Consider the following 15,270-nt stretch of genomic DNA (forward strand, 5'->3'; position numbering starts at 1 on the left):
CCGCCGAGTCGGCGCGTCTGTCCCAAGACTCTGGGACAGACGCGCCGACTCGGGCCCGTTTTCTGGGACAGTCGCGCCGACTCGGCGCACTTCGGGTCAGCGGGCGGCCGAACCCTCGGTGTAGTCGTCGTCGGTCTGGCTCCACGAGAAGTGGGCGCGCAGGGCCTTGCCGGTGGCCTCGATCGGGTGACCGGCCTCCTCCTCGCGCAGCTTCTGGAACTCGACCGCACCGTTGTCCTGGTCGGCGATGAAGCGGGCGGCGAAGGAGCCGTCCTGGATCTCGGCGAGCACCTGCTGCATGGTCTCCTTGACCTGCGGGCCGATGACGCGCGGGCCGGAGACGTAGTCGCCGTACTCGGCGGTGTCGGAGATCGACCAACGCTGCTTGGCGATGCCGCCCTCCCACATCAGGTCGACGATGAGCTTGAGCTCGTGGAGCACCTCGAAGTAGGCGATCTCGGGCTGGTAGCCGGCCTCGGTCAGCGTCTCGAACCCGGCCTGGACCAGGTGGGACACACCGCCGCAGAGCACGGCCTGCTCGCCGAAGAGGTCGGTCTCGGTCTCCTCGGTGAAGGTCGTCTTGATGACGCCGGCACGGGTGCCGCCGATGCCCTTGGCGTAGGACTTCGCGAGGTCCCAGGCGGAGCCGGAGGCGTCCTGCTCGACGGCGATGATGTCCGGGATGCCACGGCCGGCGACGTACTCACGACGGACGGTGTGGCCCGGGGCCTTCGGGGCCACCAGGATCACGTCGACGCCCTCGGGCGCCTTGATGTAGCCGAAGCGCACGTTGAAACCGTGGCCGAAGACGAGGGTCTTGCCGGCGGTCACGTGGGGCGCGAGCTGGTCGTTGTAGAGACCGCGCTGGTGCTGGTCGGGGGCGAGGATGACGATCACGTCGGCCTCGGCGGCGGCGTCGGCGGGGCTGAGGACCTTGAAGCCCTCCTCCTCGGCCTTCGGGGTCGACTTCGAGCCGGGCTGCAGGCCGATGCGCACGTCCACACCGGAGTCACGCAGGTTGAGCGCGTGGGCGTGGCCCTGGCTGCCGTAGCCGATGACGGCAACCTTCTTCGCCTGGATCAGCGCGAGGTCGGCGTCGTCGTCGTAGAAAATCTCAGCCACGAGGGCTTCTCCTTTAGTTGTGTTTGATAGGGGTTCAGACCGCGGAAGGCGGAGCGGGCACAGCCACGGATCGCAGACTGCGCTCGGAGATCGACCGGGAGCCGCGGCCCATGCCGACCATGCCGGACTGGGAGAGCTCACGGATACCGAAGGGCTCGATGACCCGGAGGAAGTCGTTGAGCTTGCCGGTGTTGCCGGCCAGTTGGACGATGACGGTGTCGGTGGACACGTCGACGACCTTGGCCCGGAAGAGCTGGATGGTGTCGAGCACCTGGCTGCGGGTCTCCGTGGTGGCGGTGATCTTGACCAGCATGAGAGCGCGCTGGACACGCGACTCGGGCTCGAGCTCGACGATCTTGATCACCTCGACCAGCTTGTTGAGCTGCTTGGTGACCTGCTCGAGGGGGGTGTTCTCGAGATTGACGACGACCGTCATGCGGGAGACCTCGTCGTGCTCGGTCGGTCCCACCGCGAGGGATTCGATGTTGAAGCCGCGACGCGAGAAGAGCGCGGCCACGCGGGCCAGGACGCCGGGCTTGTTCTCGACCAGGACGCTCAGCGTGTGCTTGCCGCCGGTCTTCACGGGCTGGATGCTCATCAGAGGTCGTCCTCGTCGAACTCGGGCGCGAGGTCGCGCGCGTACTGGATCTCGTCGTTGGAGGAGCCGGCGGCGACCATCGGCCACACCATGGCGTCCTTGTTGACCCGGAAGTCGACCACGACGGGCATGTCGTTGATCTCCATGGCCTTCTCGATGGTGGCGTCGACGTCGTCGGCGGACTCGCAGGCCAGGCCGACGCAGCCCATGGCCTCGGCCAGCTTGGGGAAGTCGGGGATGCGCTTGGGCTGTCCGTGGGACTGCAGGTTGGTGTTGGAGTAGCGCTCACCGTAGAAGAGCGTCTGCCACTGGCGCACCATGCCGAGGTTGTCGTTGTTGATGATGGCGACCTTGATCGGGATGCCCTCGATCGCGCAGGTGGCCAGCTCCTGGTTGGTCATCTGGAAGCAGCCGTCGCCGTCGATCGACCACACCGTGGAGTCCGGGCAGCCGACCTTGGCGCCCATGGCGGCCGGGACGGAGTAGCCCATCGTGCCGAGGCCACCGGAGTTGATCCAGGTGTTGGGGTGCTCGTAGCCGATGAACTGCGCGGCCCACATCTGGTGCTGGCCGACACCGGCGGTGAAGATCGTGTCCTCGCCGGAGATCTTGCCGAGCCGCTCGATGACGTACTGCGGGGAGAGGCCCTCGGCGGGGAGGTCGTAGCCGAGCGGGTACTGCTTCTTGATCCCGGCGACGAACGCGATCCAGCCCTCGTAGTCGCCCTCCTTGCCGGCCTCCTTCTCGGTGGTGAGCACCGAGATCAGGTCGGTGAGGACCTCGCGCACGTCGCCCACGATCGGGACGTCGGCGTAGCGGTTCTTGCCGATCTCGGCCGGGTCGATGTCGGCGTGGATCACCTTGGCGTTGGGGGCGAAGGAGTCCAGGTTGCCGGTGACGCGGTCGTCGAAGCGGGCGCCGAGGCTGATGATCAGGTCGGACTTCTGCAGGCCGGCGACCGCGGCCACGGTGCCGTGCATGCCCGGCATGCCGAGGTGCTGCGGGTGGGAGTCGGGGAAGGCGCCCCGCGCCATCAGCGTGGTGACCACCGGGATGCCGGTGAGCGTGGCCAACTGCAGGAGCTCGCGGTGGGCGCCGGAGCGGATCGTGCCGCCACCGACGTACAGGACAGGCTTCTTGGCCTCCAGCATCAGGCGCGCCGCCTCGCGGATCTGCTTGGCGTGCGGCCTGGTCACCGGGCGGTAGCCCGGCAGGTGGAGCTCGGTCGGCCACCGGTAGGTGGTGGTGGCCTGCAACGCCGACTTGGTGACGTCGACGAGGACCGGACCCGGCCTCCCGGAGGAGGCGAGGTGGAAGGCCTCAGCGACCCGCAGCGGGATCTCCGCGGGGTCGGTGATGAGGAAGCTGTGCTTGGTGACCGGCATCGTGATGCCGCGGATGTCCGCCTCCTGGAAGGCGTCGGTGCCGATCATCGCCGCGCCGACCTGGCCGGTGATGGCCACCATCGGCACGGAGTCCATGTTGGCGTCGGCGAGCGGGGTGACGAGGTTGGTCGCACCCGGACCGGAGGTCGCCATGCAGACCCCGACCTTGCCGGTCGCGGCGGCGTAGCCCTGGGCCGCGTGGCCGGCGCCCTGCTCGTGGCGTACGAGGATGTGGCGGATCTTCGAGTCCATCAGCGGGTCGTAGGCCGGAAGGATCGCTCCTCCCGGAATGCCGAAGATGTTCTCGGCTCCCGCTGCTTCCAGCGACTTGATCAGGCTCTGTGCGCCTGTCATCTGCTCGCTCATGTCCGCCGTCCTACTCCTCGGAGCTTCTACTCATGGGATCTCGTGGGGTTGCTTGTGCAACAAAAAACCCTCCGGCCCGGCGGGCAACGGAGGGAGACGCGTCGTCTGGGGCCAGTGGCTCCTAGGCGACGCGCCTGATAAGTACGAGAATGCTGTGCAGCATGCCCACACGTTAACCCCATGTGTCGCGCCGTGTCACCTCACCCTATCGCGCGTCCCATGATCTGAGATCACCGTCCCAGTATCTGTCAGTCGTTCGGTCGGGGCAGGACGTCGGGACAGATCGTCGGGGCGGAACGTCGGCGCGGATCTCAGGGTTCTCACCGAGGCGCCGGGCCCGCGAGGATCGCTAGCCTGGACGGGCAAGAGGATCTCGGGTCTGGCTGCCCAGTGGAGGCAACGATGTCGACCGACGAGAAGCACCGCTCCGCGTGGCTGCCGCCACGCTGGTTCATCCGCGCCGCGTGGTGGTTCCACCGCCGGCTGTACGCAGCGGGCGGAGCCCGCTTCCTGCGCCGCCCACGCCCGGACCGGGCCGGCATGCTCCGGCTGACCACGGTCGGGCGCCGCAGCGGACAGGAGCGCTCGGTCATCCTGTCCTACGTTCCCGACGGGTCGACCTACGTCACCCTGGCGATGAACGGCTGGGCCGACCCGCCGCCCGCGTGGTGGCTCAACCTGAAGGCCACTCCCGACGCCCTCGCCGACACCGTCGACGGCCCGCGCCGGGTCCGCGCCCACGAGGCCATCGGCGCCGAGCGCGAGCGCCTGTGGTCGCTGCTCGCCGACGCCGACGACGGGTGGGGCGAGCTCGACGACTTCGCCGCCCGGCGCTCGCACCAGACTCCGGTGGTGGTCCTGGAGGTCACCGAGCCGACCTCGTGACCGCTCAGCCCAGGCCGAGGCGCTCGCGCAGGAACGTCCAGGCGAAGGCGGACAGGTGGGCCGACTGGGCGTTGTTGGCCGCGCCGCCGTGGCCGCCCTCGATGTTCTCGTAGTAGGTGACGTCCGTGCCGGTGGCCGCCAGCAGTGCGGCCATCTTGCGGGCGTGGCCGGGGTGGACCCGGTCGTCCTTGGTGGAGGTCGTGAGCAGGACGGGCGGGTAGGTCTTCGCCGCGTCGAGCAGGTGGTAGGGCGAGAAGGTCCGGATGTAGTCCCACTCCTCCGGCACGTCCGGGTCGCCGTACTCCGCCATCCACGACGCCCCGGCGAGGAGATGGGAGTAGCGCTTCATGTCCAGCAATGGCACCTGGATCACGACGGCCCCGAACAGCTCGGGGTAGAGCGTGAGCATGTTGCCGGTCAGCAGCCCACCGTTGGAGCCGCCCTGGATGCCGAGGTGGCCCGCGTCGGTCACACCGGTCTCGGCGAGGTGGCGGGCGACGGCGGCGAAGTCCTCGTAGGCCCGGTGCCGGTTCTCCTTCAGCGCGGCCTGGTGCCAGGCCGGGCCGTACTCCCCACCCCCGCGGATGTTGGCGACCACGTAGACGCCGCCCTCGCTCAGCCAGGCCCGGCCGACACCGGCGGAGTAGCCCGGGGTCATCGGGATCTCGAAGCCGCCGTAGCCGTAGAGCAGCGTCGGGGCCGGGCCAGCGCTGCCGTCGATGGCGGCTTCGGAGCCGACGATGAAGTAGGGGATCCGGGTGCCGTCGGCCGAGGTGGCGAAGCGCTGCTCGGCACGGAGCCCGTCGGTGTCGAACCAGGCCGGCGCCGACTTGAGCGGCTCGACGGTCTCGGCGCCGATGGTGGTCAGACCGTACGTCGCCGGGGTCAGGTAGCCGCTGGTCACGACCCAGACCTCGTCGGACTCGACCGCGTCGACCGCGCGGGTGCCGACCGCGGCCACCGGGTCGGTCTCCGGGAACTCCGAGCGCACCCACTCCCCCGACGCAGACGGGGTCAGCACGTGCAGCCGGTTCTTGACGTCCTCGAAAAGGTTGAGGACGAGGTGGTTGCGGGTCCAGGTCGCCCCGGCGAGCGAGGTCTTCGTGGTGGGCTCGAAGAGGACGGTCAGATCGCGCTCACCCGTCAGGAACCGGTCGGCCTCGATCGCGAGCAGCGACCCGGCGGCGTACGTCCTCTCCTCAGGGGTCCACTCGTCGCGGAGCTCGATCACCAGCCACTCCCGGTGGAAGCCGGCCTCGGCCGAGTCGGGGATGTCGAGCTTGGTGAGGGTCTGCTCGGGTGTGCCGGGGTCGGTGGCGACGTACGTCTCGGACTTGTAGAACGCGATCGAGCGGCTGACCAGGTCGCGCTCGAAGCCTGGGGTGTGGATGCGGCGGGCCGAGATGTACATGTCCTCGTCGGTGCCCTCGTAGACCACCGCCGCGTCCTCGAACGGGGTGCCGCGGCGCCACAGCTTAACGATCCGCGGGTAGCCGCTCGGGGTCAGCGAGCCGGGGCCGAAGTCGGTGAAGACGTAGACCGCGTCGGGGCCGCACCAGGAGAGCCCGCCCTTGGCGCCGCCCTGCTCGACGGCACGGGTGAAACCACCATCCGCAGGCGCGACGAAGGTCTTGGTCACCAGGTCGAACTCCCGGGTCACGTCGGCGTCCGAGCCGCCCGGGGAGAGGTCGACGAGCACCTTGCGCCAGGGCTCACCGGGCTCGGGCCGGAGCACCGAGGCACCGTGCCAGACCCAGCTCTCCCCTTCCTCGGCGGCGAGCGCGTCGAGGTCGAGCAGGATCTCCCACTCGGGATCGTCGGTGCGGTAGGACTCCGGCGTGGTGCGTCGCCAGATACCGCGCTCGTGGTCGGCGTCGCGCCAGAAGTTGTAGAGGTGATCGCCGAGGCGAGAGACCTCGGGCACCCGGTCGTCGGAGTCGAGCACCTCGAGGATCTGGGCCTCGATCTTGGCGAACACCGGGTCGGCGCCGACGCTCGCGTGGGCCTCCTCGTTGCGCGCCCGCACCCAGGCCAGCGCGTCGACGCCCTCGACCTCCTCCAACCAGCCGAACGGGTCCTCGGCTGTCGGGTCCAGCGGGGTCGTGATGCTCGGCTCAAAGGTCATGCCGGAAGGCTACTTCGCGGTGTGCGAGTTGCGACCGACCGGCACAATTGCGGCATGAGTGATGCGGAGGGGTCGTCGAAGGGTCTACCGCGGCGAGCGGCGACACGGACGGCCAAGCTGGCCGCGCTGCCGATGGGCTATGCCGGGCGCAAGGCCCTCGGACTCGGGAAGCGGATCGGCGGCAAGCCCGCCGAGGCGGTGCTGGCCGACGTCCACCAGCGTACGGCCGACCAGCTGTTCCGGACCCTGGGCGAGCTCAAGGGCGGCGCGATGAAGTTCGGGCAGATGCTCTCGATCATGGAGGCGGCGCTGCCGGAGTCGCAGGCGGCCCACTACCGCGCCCAGCTGACCCGGCTCCAGGACTCCGCTCCCCCGATGCCGACCGGGATCGTACGCGGCCTGCTGGCCCGTGATCTCGGCCCGGACTGGTCCGCGCGGCTGGTCGAGCTGTCCGAGGAGCCGGCCGCCTCCGCCTCGATCGGGCAGGTCCACCGGGGCCGGTGGGCCGATGGTCGCGAGGTCGCGGTGAAGGTGCAGTACCCGGGCGCCGACGAGGCCTTGCGCGCCGACCTGCGCCAGATCGGCCGGGTGGCGGCGATCGGCAACGCAGTCGTGCCCGGGATGGACGTCAAGGCGCTGGTCGCCGAACTGCAGGAGCGGGTCGTCGAGGAGCTCGACTACCCGAAGGAGGCCGAGGCCCAGCACGTCTTCGCCGAGGCGTACGCGGACCATCCCCTGATCGACGTCCCCGATGTCGTCGCCGTGGGACCGAGCGTGCTCGTCACCGAGTGGGTGGAGTCGGAGGGGTCGATCGCGAAGGTGATCGCCGAGGGCACACCCGACGAGCGCGACCACTACGGCGAGCTGCTGGCCCGCTTCTGGTTCTCCGCGCCGGGGCTGACCGGGATGCTCCACGCCGACCCGCACCCGGGCAACTTCCGGGTCCTGCCCGGCGGCCGGCTCGCCGTGCTCGACTTCGGGCTGGCCGCGCGGCTCCCGGAGCGCGGTTTCCCGGAGGCGATGGGCCGGCTGATCCGGATCGCCTCGACCGGTGACGCCGACGCGCTGGTCGCGGGCCTGCGCCACGAGGGCTTCATCCGCGAAGGCATCAAGGTCGAGCCGCAGCACGTGCTCGACTACCTGGCGCCGTTCGTGACGCCGGCGCTGGAGGAGCGCTTCCGGTTCACCCGGGAGTGGATGCGCGAGGAGTTCAAGCGGATCAACGATCCCAAGGACCCCGCCTACACGGTCGGGCTGAAGCTCAACCTGCCGCCGTCCTACCTGCTCATCCACCGGGTCTGGCTCGGCGGGCTCGGGGTGCTGGCGCAGCTCAACGCGGAGGCGCCGTTCCGGGAGATCCTCGAGGAGTATCTGCCGGGCTTCGCGGGCTGATCCTCAGGGCAGCACCGTCTGCCCCACAGGGCCGGGGTTGTAGGCGATCTCCCAGCGGACGCCGTCGAGGTCGGCGAAGTAGCCGGTGTAGCCGCCCCAGACCCGCTCCTCGGCGGCCGACGCCTCGCACCCGAGCGACCGGGCCAGCTCCAGCACGCCGTCGACCTCCTCGCGGGTGGCGACGTTGTGGGCGAGGGTGAACGGCGCCACGCCGTCGGCGACAGCGATCCTGCCGACCTCCTCCTCGAACTCCGCCCGGTCCCACAGCGAGAGGATGACGTGCTCGCCGACGCGGATCATGAGCACCCCGTCGGCCTCGACCTCGGGAGTCCAGCCGAGGCCGTCGACGTAGAACGACCGGCTCGCGGCCACGTCGGCGACCGCCAGGGTGATGAAGCTGATGCGCTGGTCCATGGCAGTCACCCTGCCACGGACCAGCGGTGGTGTCAGTCGCCCTTGGCCGGCCCCGGCTTCTCGCGCAGGACGTCGCGACGAGCGCGGTACTCGTTCTCGTCGATCTCGCCGGCGGCGTACCTCTCGGCCAGCCGGGCCTCACCCGCGCGCCGCGGCGCCTCGGACACGCGCCTGCGGTTGTAGAGGATGACCGCGGTGATGATCGCCGCGATCACCAGGAACCACAGGATCGGGAAGATCGGCCAGAACCCCGGCGGCCCGTCGTTGTTCCACGGTCCGTTCTCGCGCCACGGACCCCAGTGGTCGTGGGCCACCACCGTGGCCACCGTCTCGTTGATGCTCATCGCTCGTGTCCTATCTGTCGGGCTTGCCTATGCCCTCCAGACTGCTGCGCGCGATCCGCCGGCACATCGGCTCAGGAGCGGGGGCGCCGTACGCAATCGTGCGTACGCCGCCCCTACTGGGCCCGCAGCGAGCTGAGCTGTCGCCCCTGCTCGTCGAAGTTCGCGGGGTCGAGCCAGCGCTGGTGCGCGTCCCGCACCTTCGGCCACTCCTCGGCAGTCACCGAGAACCAGTCGGTGTCCCGGTTGCGGCCCTTGACGACCATGTGGTTGCGGAACCGGCCCTCGTAGCTGAACCCCAGCCGCTCCGCGGCCCGCCGTGAGGGCTCGTTGAGCGAGTCGAGCTTCCACTCGAAGCGGCGGTAGCCCAGCGTGTCGAAGGCGTGTCGCATGAGCAGGTGGATCGCCTCGGTCGCGGCGCGGGTGCGGGCCAGGGCGGGGCCGAAGAGCACGCCGCCGACCTCGATGCTGCCGTTCCTGGGGTTGATCGCGTAGTAGCCCGCGACCCCGCTCGCCCGGCCCTCCCGCTCCCCCTCGAGCGGGACGAAGGCGAACGGGACGACGTCCTCGGCGTCGATCAGGCCGGCCAGGTGCATCCACAGGTCCTGCAGCGAGGTGGGCATGGCGATCGGCCGGTAGGTCCACAGGTCGGCGTCGCCGGGGCCGCAGACCGCGGCATAGAGATCGGAGTACTGCGCCGAGGAGAGCGGCGCGACCCGGACGTAGCGCCCCTCGAGGGTCACCGGGTCCGGCCACGGCCGTGTCCCCCAGCCTTCGACAACGCCACCCACCGGATACGAGAAATCGGTCACGGCGGTCATTGTCTCCGACCGCCGTGACCGCTGCTCAGGAGGCTGCCGCATCCACCGTGTCCACCGTGGCGAGCGAGCGCCGGGCGCTGCCCAGAGCGAGCATCCCGATCAGGCATGCCAGCAGGAGCACACCGGCCAGGATCATCACCGACTCCACCGCGAACCGGTCGGCGAGCGGTCCGAAGACGATCATCGAGACCGGCATCGCCACCGACATCACGATCCCGTAGAACCCGAACACCCGGCCGCGCATCGCGTCCTCGACCTGCTCCTGCAGGACCGTGGCGGCCGGCACCAGCAGCGTCTGGAAGAGGATGCAGATCACCAGGCCGGCGACCGAGAACGCCCAGAAGTCGGTCGAGACGCCCAGCCCGACGACGAGCAGACCGACGCCGACCGAGGCGGCCACCATCAGCCGCACCCGGCGCTTCACCTTGGGCCCGAAGACGGCCATCATCGCGCCGCCGACGACCATCCCGACGCTCCAGAACAGCTCGTTGACGCTCAGCATCCAGACCTCGTCGCCGAAGCTGCGCGTGATCATCAGCGGCGTCAGGTGCGCCGGCGCGCCGGCCATGAACATGACGACCGCCACGAGTCCCATCACCCACCGCACCGAGGCGTTGCCCCGGACGTACCGGAGACCAGCGGCGAGGTCGCCGAAGTAGCTCACCGGCCCCGACGCGCCCGTCGGGCGAACCGTCCGCGCCACCGGCACCAGCAGCAGCAGGAGTACGCCGGCCACGGCTGTCACCACGTCGATGAAGAAGACCGCGACGATGCCGGTGCTCGCGTAGATCGCGGCGGCCACCGCCGGGGCGAACAGCATCATCCCCGACTGGATCGTCTGCTGGGCGCCGTTGACCCGCATCAGGTGCTCGGCCGGGACCAGCTGCGGGAGCATCGCGTTGACCGCCGGTCCCTGGATCCCGGCCAGCGCCGAGCGGACCGCCATCGCGACGAAGATCATCCACAGGTCACCGAGCCCGCTGAGCATCAGCAGGGCGAGCACCAGGGTGGCCACCGCGATCGCCGAGTCGGCCCCGATGATGAGCAGCTTGCGCGAGTGCCGGTCGGCCCAGACGCCGCCGAAGACCGACACGACCGCCTGCGGCAGCATCCCGGACGCCACGCTCAGGGTCAGCACCGCGGCCGACCCGGTCTCGACGGTGAGGTGCCACATCACCGCGTACGCGACGATCATCGAGCCCAACGACGACACCGTCTGGCCGCCGAGGAAGATCAGCAGATTCCGCTTCCATCGATCCGACATGACCACTCCCGCATCCGGTGGGCCGCCGTGCCGGCCCCTCACCCATGCCACGAACGGCCACGGTCCGTTTCGACAGAAGGGTCCGAGCTCTATTCGGGTGCCGGGTCGAAGTCGAAGGCCGGCAGGCCGTCCAGGCTGGTGGGGTTCTTGGTGCGCCGGTATTCGGCGGACCCCTCGACACCCTTGCGCTCGAAGTAGGCCGGGAGCAGGTCGCGCTCGCCGACGTACGACATCAGCGGGACCGCGAAGCCGCAGGAGTCGGAGACCCGCTCGATGTCCACGACGACGACCGCGCGGGCGCCGGGGAGGTCGGTGAAGCGGCCGGCCAGGTCGGCGTACCCCTCGTCATAGCGGGTCACCACCCGGCCGCGGCCGTGGAAGCGGACGATGTTCGGCGCCCCGTCGAAGGCGCAGAACATCACCGTGATCCGGCCGTTCTCCCGCAGGTGCGCGATCGTCTCGCTGCCGCTCCCGGTGCCGTCGACCCACGCGAAGGTGAGCTCGTCGAGCATCCCGAAGGTGCCCGGGATGCCGCGGGGCGACAGGTTGACGTGGCCCTCGCCGGAGAGCGGTGCGGTGGCCACGAAGAAGACGACCTGACGATCGACGAACTCCCGCAGACGACCCTCGACGCGCGCATGAACCTTTCCCATGCGGCAGATGGTGCCAGCACGTACGCCGGGTCCGCCCGCAATATCCAGCGGGCGGACCTGCGGCCTTCCCGGACTATTCCGGCACGAGGCGGTAGGCGCCGTCGGAGGCCGAGGTGGCCATCGAGGCGTACGCCCGCAGGGCCGCGGAGACCTTCCGGTCACGGTCGAGCGGGGTGTAGGGCTTCTCGCGCTTCTCCTGCGCCGCGCGACGCTCGCCGAGGACGATGTCGTCGACGTCGAGGGAGATCGAGCGGTTGGGGATGTCGATGGAGATCTGGTCGCCGTCCTCGATGAGCGCGATCAGACCGCCTCCGGCCGCCTCCGGGGAGACGTGGCCGATGGAGAGACCTGAGGTGCCGCCGGAGAAGCGACCGTCGGTGATCAGCGCGCACTTCTGGCCCAGCCCACGGCCCTTGAGGAACGAGGTCGGGTAGAGCATCTCCTGCATGCCCGGACCGCCCTTCGGGCCCTCGTAGCGGATCACCAGGACGTGGCCGGCCTCGACCTTCTTGGACAGGATGCCGTCGACCGCGTCGTCCTGGGACTCGAAGACGATCGCGGTGCCGGTGAAGGTCAGGCACTCCTCGGGCACGCCGGCGGTCTTCACGACACAGCCGTCGGGCGCGATGTTGCCCGACAGGATCGCCAGCCCGCCGTCCTCGGAGTAGGCGTGCTCGAAGTCGCGGATGCAGCCCTCGGCGGCGTCGGTGTCGAGGCTGGCCCAGAGGTTCTCGGTGGAGAACGCCTCGGTCGTACGCACCCCGCCCGGCGCCGCGAGGAACAGGTCGAGGGCCTGCTGGCTGGGGTTCTCGGCGCGGATGTCCCAGTTGTCCAGCCACTCCGCGACGGTGTCGGAGTGGATGGTGTGGACGTCCTCGTTGAGCGCACCGCCGCGGCGCAGCTCGCCGAGCAGCGCGGGGATGCCGCCGGCGCGGTGGACGTCCTCCATGTGGTACTTCGGGCTGTTGGGGGCGACCTTGCTCAGGCACGGCACCCGGCGCGAGATCGCGTCGATGTCGTGCACGTCGAAGTCGAGCTCGGCCTCACGCGCGGCCGCGAGCAGGTGCAGGACGGTGTTGGTCGAGCCGCCCATGGCGACGTCGAGCGCGACCGCGTTCTCGAAGGCGCTGCGATTGGCGATGTTCCGCGGCAGGACCGACTCGTCGCCCTCCTCGTAGTAGCGGCGGCACAGCTCGACGATCGTCCGTCCCGCCTCCTCGAACAGCGCGCGGCGCTTGGCGTGGGTGGCCAGCGTCGACCCGTTGCCCGGCAGGCTCAGGCCGATGGCCTCGGTGAGGCAGTTCATCGAGTTGGCGGTGAACATGCCGCTGCAGGAGCCGCACGTCGGACAGGCGGAGCGCTCGACCGTGTCGAGCAGCTCGTCGCTGACGGCCTCGTTGACCGAGAGCACCATCGCGTCGACCAGGTCGAGCTTGTCGTGGACCAGGCCCTCGACCGCGACCGTCTTGCCGGCCTCCATCGGACCACCGGAGACAAACACCACCGGGATGTTGAGACGCAGGCTCGCCAGCAGCATGCCCGGGGTGATCTTGTCGCAGTTGGAGATGCACACGATCGCGTCGGCGCGGTGCGCCTCGACCATGTATTCCACCGCGTCCGCGATCAGCTCGCGGCTCGGCAGCGAGTAGAGCATCCCGGCGTGACCCATCGCGATGCCGTCGTCGACCGCGATCGTGTTGAACTCCTTGGCTACTCCGCCGGCCTCCTGGATCTTCTCGGCGACGATCTTGCCGAGGTCGCGGAGGTGGACATGGCCGGGCACGAACTCGGTGAACGAGTTGGCGATCGCGATGATCGGCTTGCCGAAGTCGTCATCGGTCATGCCGGTCGCGCGCCACAGCGCGCGGGCACCCGCCATGTTGCGGCCCGAGGTCGAGGTTGCGGAGCGAAGAGTGGGCATGCCAGAAGGCTAGACCCGCTGGCGTATGTCTTCGCACACAGCGCCACGCGGTGGACGGCACCGATCGCTCGGGACCGGCCGGCGAGCGCCAGTGGAACGCCGGCGCCGTATCAGACCGGCAGACCTTCTAGCATCTACATGCTAGATTTGATTCATGAAGACGATCACGATGACCGAGCTGAACCAGCGGATCTCCGCGGTGACCCGGGCCGTCATCGAGGACGGCGAGTCGTTCCGGGTGACCAACAGGGGTCGCGCGGTGCTACGTCTCGTGCCCGAGGTCCAGGGCTCGGACAACCCGGTGGAGGCGCTGGTCAACGCCGGACTGGCAACTCCCCCGAAACGACCGCACAGACCCCTCTCGGGCCGTGCCGCCGTCGCGCTATCCGGCGACCTCGACGACATCCTCGACGAGGTCAACAGTGACGTCGACCTCTGAGCGGACGTGGTACCTGGACTCGTCTGTCGCGCTCCGTGCCCTGCTCGGGCACAGCCGAGCCGCTGCGGACTGGTACGACGAGCGCTGCGACAACGGTGACGTCTTCATCTCCTCGCGGCTGCTCCACCTCGAGATGACCCAAGTGCTTCGCCGCGATCAGCTCCCTGTCTCGATCGTCGACGACTTCGTCGACGAGCTCACGTTGTTGACCGTCGACGACGTTCTCGTCGACGAGGCCAGAGCGATCGAACCCCACATCAAGTCACTGGACGCGATCCACCTGGCGTCGGCGCTGCGCGTCGGGACCGCGAACCTCACGGTCGCCACCCACGACAGCAACATGCGTAAGGTCGCCGAGCTCCTCGGGTTCGAGGTCCACGACCCCGTGACCGACTGATCACACCTTCGCGGCTCGGACCACCATCACGTCCGGGATGTCGCGGAGGATCTCGCGCCAGGTCTCGCCGGCGTCGGCGGAGGCCCAGACGGAGCCGTTGCGGGCGCCGAAGTAGACCCCGGCCACGGCGTGGTCGTCGGCGCACATCGCATCACGCATGACCCCGACGTAGAAGTGGTCGGGCAGGCCCTTGTCGAGGGCCTCCCAGTGGTCGCCGGCGTCGCGGGAGCGCCACACGATCGGCTTGGCCTCCGGTGGGTAGCGGGACTCGCCGGCGCCGATCGGGAAGGTGAAGATCGTGTCGGGCTCCTGCGGGTGGACCACCATCGCAAAGCCGAAGTCGGTGGGCAGGCCATCGGCGATGGACTTCCACGAGACACCCTCGTCGTCGGAGCGGTAGACGCCGCCGTGGTTCTGCAGGTAGAGCCGCTCGGGACGGGAGGCGTGGCGGGCGACCTTGTGGACGCACTGGCCGAACTCGGGATACTGCTGCCCCTCGGGCAGGAAGACCGCGATGATGCCGTTGTTGCGCGCCTCCCAGGTCTCCCCGCCGTCGCGGGTCTGGTAGACGCCACCGGTGGAGATCGCCGCGGTCACCGAGTCGGGGTCGGTGGGGTGCGGCAGGATCGTGTGGAACGCCTGTCCGCCGAACCCCTCGTTCCACTCGGTGCGGTGCGGGTGGTCCCACAGGCCACGGACCAGCTCGAAGGATGCGCCACGGTCTCGCGACCGGAAGATCGCGCCGGGCTCCACGCCGGCCCAGATCGTGCCCTCCGGCAGCCCGGGCTGGAGCTGCCAGACCCGGGCCAGGCTCGCGTCGACGTCCTCGGGGAACGACATCGAGGTCTCGGTCCAGGTCTCGCCGCCGTCGGCGGAGGTGCGCACCAGCGCACCCAGCCACAGCGAGGAGCATCCGGCAAGGACTCGCCCGGTCCCGGGCTCGATCATGGCGGAGTAGATCTCCTCCATGTCATGGTGCGGACCGGTGAAGTCCCAGTCCTGCCGGGCGTCGTCAGAGCGCCCTATCCACAGACCCTTCCGGGTCCCGACAAGCAGCTGCGTACCCATGCTTCCAGCATCCACCCGGTCGCCGTTCGTGGCCAGGAGATTTCGGCGAGGGGACGTCGCGGGAAAACATCGCGCCACG

General features: G+C 69.6%; 15 protein-coding genes. 4 read left to right on the top strand and 11 right to left on the bottom strand.

Annotation, left to right across the window (positions count from 1 at the left end; all coding sequences use genetic code 11):
* Nucleotides 1-96 precede the first annotated feature (96 nt).
* Genes ilvC through ACFVDI_RS24690 form a run of 3 tightly spaced genes read right to left on the bottom strand, consistent with a single transcriptional unit; the run spans nucleotide 97 to nucleotide 3,471 of the window.
* A complete protein-coding gene (ilvC, locus tag ACFVDI_RS24680; RefSeq protein WP_008358413.1) occupies nucleotides 97-1,122 on the bottom strand; it encodes a ketol-acid reductoisomerase in 1,026 nt (341 codons plus the stop codon).
* A gap of 34 nt (nucleotides 1,123-1,156) precedes the next feature.
* Nucleotides 1,157-1,720 (bottom strand): acetolactate synthase small subunit, encoded by a 564-nt coding sequence (ilvN, locus tag ACFVDI_RS24685; protein WP_091049441.1) that lies wholly within the window; start codon nucleotides 1,718-1,720, stop codon nucleotides 1,157-1,159.
* Nucleotides 1,720-3,471: an acetolactate synthase large subunit gene (locus ACFVDI_RS24690; RefSeq protein WP_378911428.1), complete on the bottom strand. Its 1,752-nt coding sequence runs from the start codon at nucleotides 3,469-3,471 to the stop codon at nucleotides 1,720-1,722. Before ACFVDI_RS24690 ends, ilvN begins: the two co-directional genes overlap by 1 nt.
* A 402-nt stretch (nucleotides 3,472-3,873) precedes the next feature.
* On the opposite strand from ACFVDI_RS24690, the gene ACFVDI_RS24695 reads away from it, so the two are divergent.
* Nucleotides 3,874-4,356: a nitroreductase/quinone reductase family protein gene (locus tag ACFVDI_RS24695; protein WP_378911429.1), complete on the top strand. Its 483-nt coding sequence runs from the start codon at nucleotides 3,874-3,876 to the stop codon at nucleotides 4,354-4,356.
* Between the two features lie 4 nt (nucleotides 4,357-4,360).
* Here the strand turns inward: ACFVDI_RS24695 and ACFVDI_RS24700 are convergent, their stop codons facing one another.
* Nucleotides 4,361-6,481 carry a prolyl oligopeptidase family protein gene (locus tag ACFVDI_RS24700; RefSeq protein ID WP_378911430.1) on the bottom strand — a complete coding sequence of 707 codons (2,121 nt, stop codon included), beginning with the start codon at nucleotides 6,479-6,481 and terminating at the stop codon, nucleotides 4,361-4,363.
* A 54-nt stretch (nucleotides 6,482-6,535) separates the two neighbouring features.
* Here ACFVDI_RS24700 and ACFVDI_RS24705 point away from each other — a divergent pair, with 54 nt between their 5' ends.
* On the top strand, nucleotides 6,536-7,873 hold the full coding sequence (locus ACFVDI_RS24705) for an ABC1 kinase family protein (protein ID WP_378911431.1): 1,338 nt from the start codon (nucleotides 6,536-6,538) through the stop codon (nucleotides 7,871-7,873).
* 3 nt (nucleotides 7,874-7,876) lie between these two features.
* Here the strand turns inward: ACFVDI_RS24705 and ACFVDI_RS24710 are convergent, their stop codons facing one another.
* From ACFVDI_RS24710 to ilvD, 6 genes are all read right to left on the bottom strand, one after another.
* Nucleotides 7,877-8,287, bottom strand: a complete 411-nt coding sequence (locus ACFVDI_RS24710; protein ID WP_378911432.1) for a VOC family protein — start codon at nucleotides 8,285-8,287, stop codon at nucleotides 7,877-7,879.
* A 32-nt stretch (nucleotides 8,288-8,319) separates the two neighbouring features.
* Complete coding sequence (locus tag ACFVDI_RS24715) at nucleotides 8,320-8,631, bottom strand: SHOCT domain-containing protein (RefSeq protein WP_378911433.1); 312 nt, start codon at nucleotides 8,629-8,631, stop codon at nucleotides 8,320-8,322.
* A gap of 113 nt (nucleotides 8,632-8,744) precedes the next feature.
* Complete coding sequence (locus ACFVDI_RS24720) at nucleotides 8,745-9,440, bottom strand: GNAT family N-acetyltransferase (RefSeq protein ID WP_378911434.1); 696 nt, start codon at nucleotides 9,438-9,440, stop codon at nucleotides 8,745-8,747.
* A 34-nt stretch (nucleotides 9,441-9,474) separates the two neighbouring features.
* A complete protein-coding gene (locus tag ACFVDI_RS24725; RefSeq protein ID WP_378911435.1) occupies nucleotides 9,475-10,713 on the bottom strand; it encodes an MFS transporter in 1,239 nt (412 codons plus the stop codon).
* An 89-nt stretch (nucleotides 10,714-10,802) separates the two neighbouring features.
* On the bottom strand, nucleotides 10,803-11,366 hold the full coding sequence (locus tag ACFVDI_RS24730) for a pyridoxamine 5'-phosphate oxidase family protein (protein ID WP_378911436.1): 564 nt from the start codon (nucleotides 11,364-11,366) through the stop codon (nucleotides 10,803-10,805).
* Between the two features lie 73 nt (nucleotides 11,367-11,439).
* On the bottom strand, nucleotides 11,440-13,287 hold the full coding sequence (gene ilvD, locus ACFVDI_RS24735; RefSeq protein ID WP_378911437.1) for a dihydroxy-acid dehydratase: 1,848 nt from the start codon (nucleotides 13,285-13,287) through the stop codon (nucleotides 11,440-11,442).
* Nucleotides 13,288-13,441: 154 nt separating this feature from the next.
* Here ilvD and ACFVDI_RS24740 point away from each other — a divergent pair, with 154 nt between their 5' ends.
* Nucleotides 13,442-13,726, top strand: a complete 285-nt coding sequence (locus ACFVDI_RS24740) for a type II toxin-antitoxin system Phd/YefM family antitoxin (RefSeq protein WP_328531825.1) — start codon at nucleotides 13,442-13,444, stop codon at nucleotides 13,724-13,726.
* The gene (locus tag ACFVDI_RS24745) at nucleotides 13,710-14,123 is read left to right on the top strand and encodes a type II toxin-antitoxin system VapC family toxin (RefSeq protein ID WP_378911438.1); all 414 of its coding nucleotides are present in this window, start codon (nucleotides 13,710-13,712) and stop codon (nucleotides 14,121-14,123) included. The genes ACFVDI_RS24740 and ACFVDI_RS24745 overlap by 17 nt, the downstream gene beginning before the upstream one ends.
* On the opposite strand, the gene ACFVDI_RS24750 is transcribed toward ACFVDI_RS24745, so the two are convergent.
* Entirely contained in the window at nucleotides 14,124-15,191 is a 1,068-nt protein-coding gene (locus ACFVDI_RS24750) for a WD40/YVTN/BNR-like repeat-containing protein (protein WP_378911439.1), read from the bottom strand.
* Nucleotides 15,192-15,270: the final 79 nt, after the last annotated feature.

It is taken from the genome of Nocardioides sp. NPDC057767 (assembly GCF_042798275.1).
In the GTDB taxonomy this organism is placed as follows: Bacteria; Actinomycetota; Actinomycetes; order Propionibacteriales; family Nocardioidaceae; genus Nocardioides.

Coding starts and splice junctions, on each gene's coding strand:
- ilvN (WP_091049441.1), bottom strand. CDS start 1,720: ATGAGCATCCAGCCCGTGAAGACCGGCGGCAAGCACACGCTGAGCGTC.
- ACFVDI_RS24690 (WP_378911428.1), bottom strand. CDS start 3,471: ATGAGCGAGCAGATGACAGGCGCACAGAGCCTGATCAAGTCGCTGGAA.
- ACFVDI_RS24695 (WP_378911429.1), top strand. CDS start 3,874: ATGTCGACCGACGAGAAGCACCGCTCCGCGTGGCTGCCGCCACGCTGG.
- ACFVDI_RS24700 (WP_378911430.1), bottom strand. CDS start 6,481: ATGACCTTTGAGCCGAGCATCACGACCCCGCTGGACCCGACAGCCGAG.
- ACFVDI_RS24705 (WP_378911431.1), top strand. CDS start 6,536: ATGAGTGATGCGGAGGGGTCGTCGAAGGGTCTACCGCGGCGAGCGGCG.
- ACFVDI_RS24710 (WP_378911432.1), bottom strand. CDS start 8,287: ATGGACCAGCGCATCAGCTTCATCACCCTGGCGGTCGCCGACGTGGCC.
- ACFVDI_RS24715 (WP_378911433.1), bottom strand. CDS start 8,631: ATGAGCATCAACGAGACGGTGGCCACGGTGGTGGCCCACGACCACTGG.
- ACFVDI_RS24725 (WP_378911435.1), bottom strand. CDS start 10,713: ATGTCGGATCGATGGAAGCGGAATCTGCTGATCTTCCTCGGCGGCCAG.
- ACFVDI_RS24730 (WP_378911436.1), bottom strand. CDS start 11,366: ATGGGAAAGGTTCATGCGCGCGTCGAGGGTCGTCTGCGGGAGTTCGTC.
- ilvD (WP_378911437.1), bottom strand. CDS start 13,287: ATGCCCACTCTTCGCTCCGCAACCTCGACCTCGGGCCGCAACATGGCG.
- ACFVDI_RS24740 (WP_328531825.1), top strand. CDS start 13,442: ATGAAGACGATCACGATGACCGAGCTGAACCAGCGGATCTCCGCGGTG.
- ACFVDI_RS24750 (WP_378911439.1), bottom strand. CDS start 15,191: ATGGGTACGCAGCTGCTTGTCGGGACCCGGAAGGGTCTGTGGATAGGG.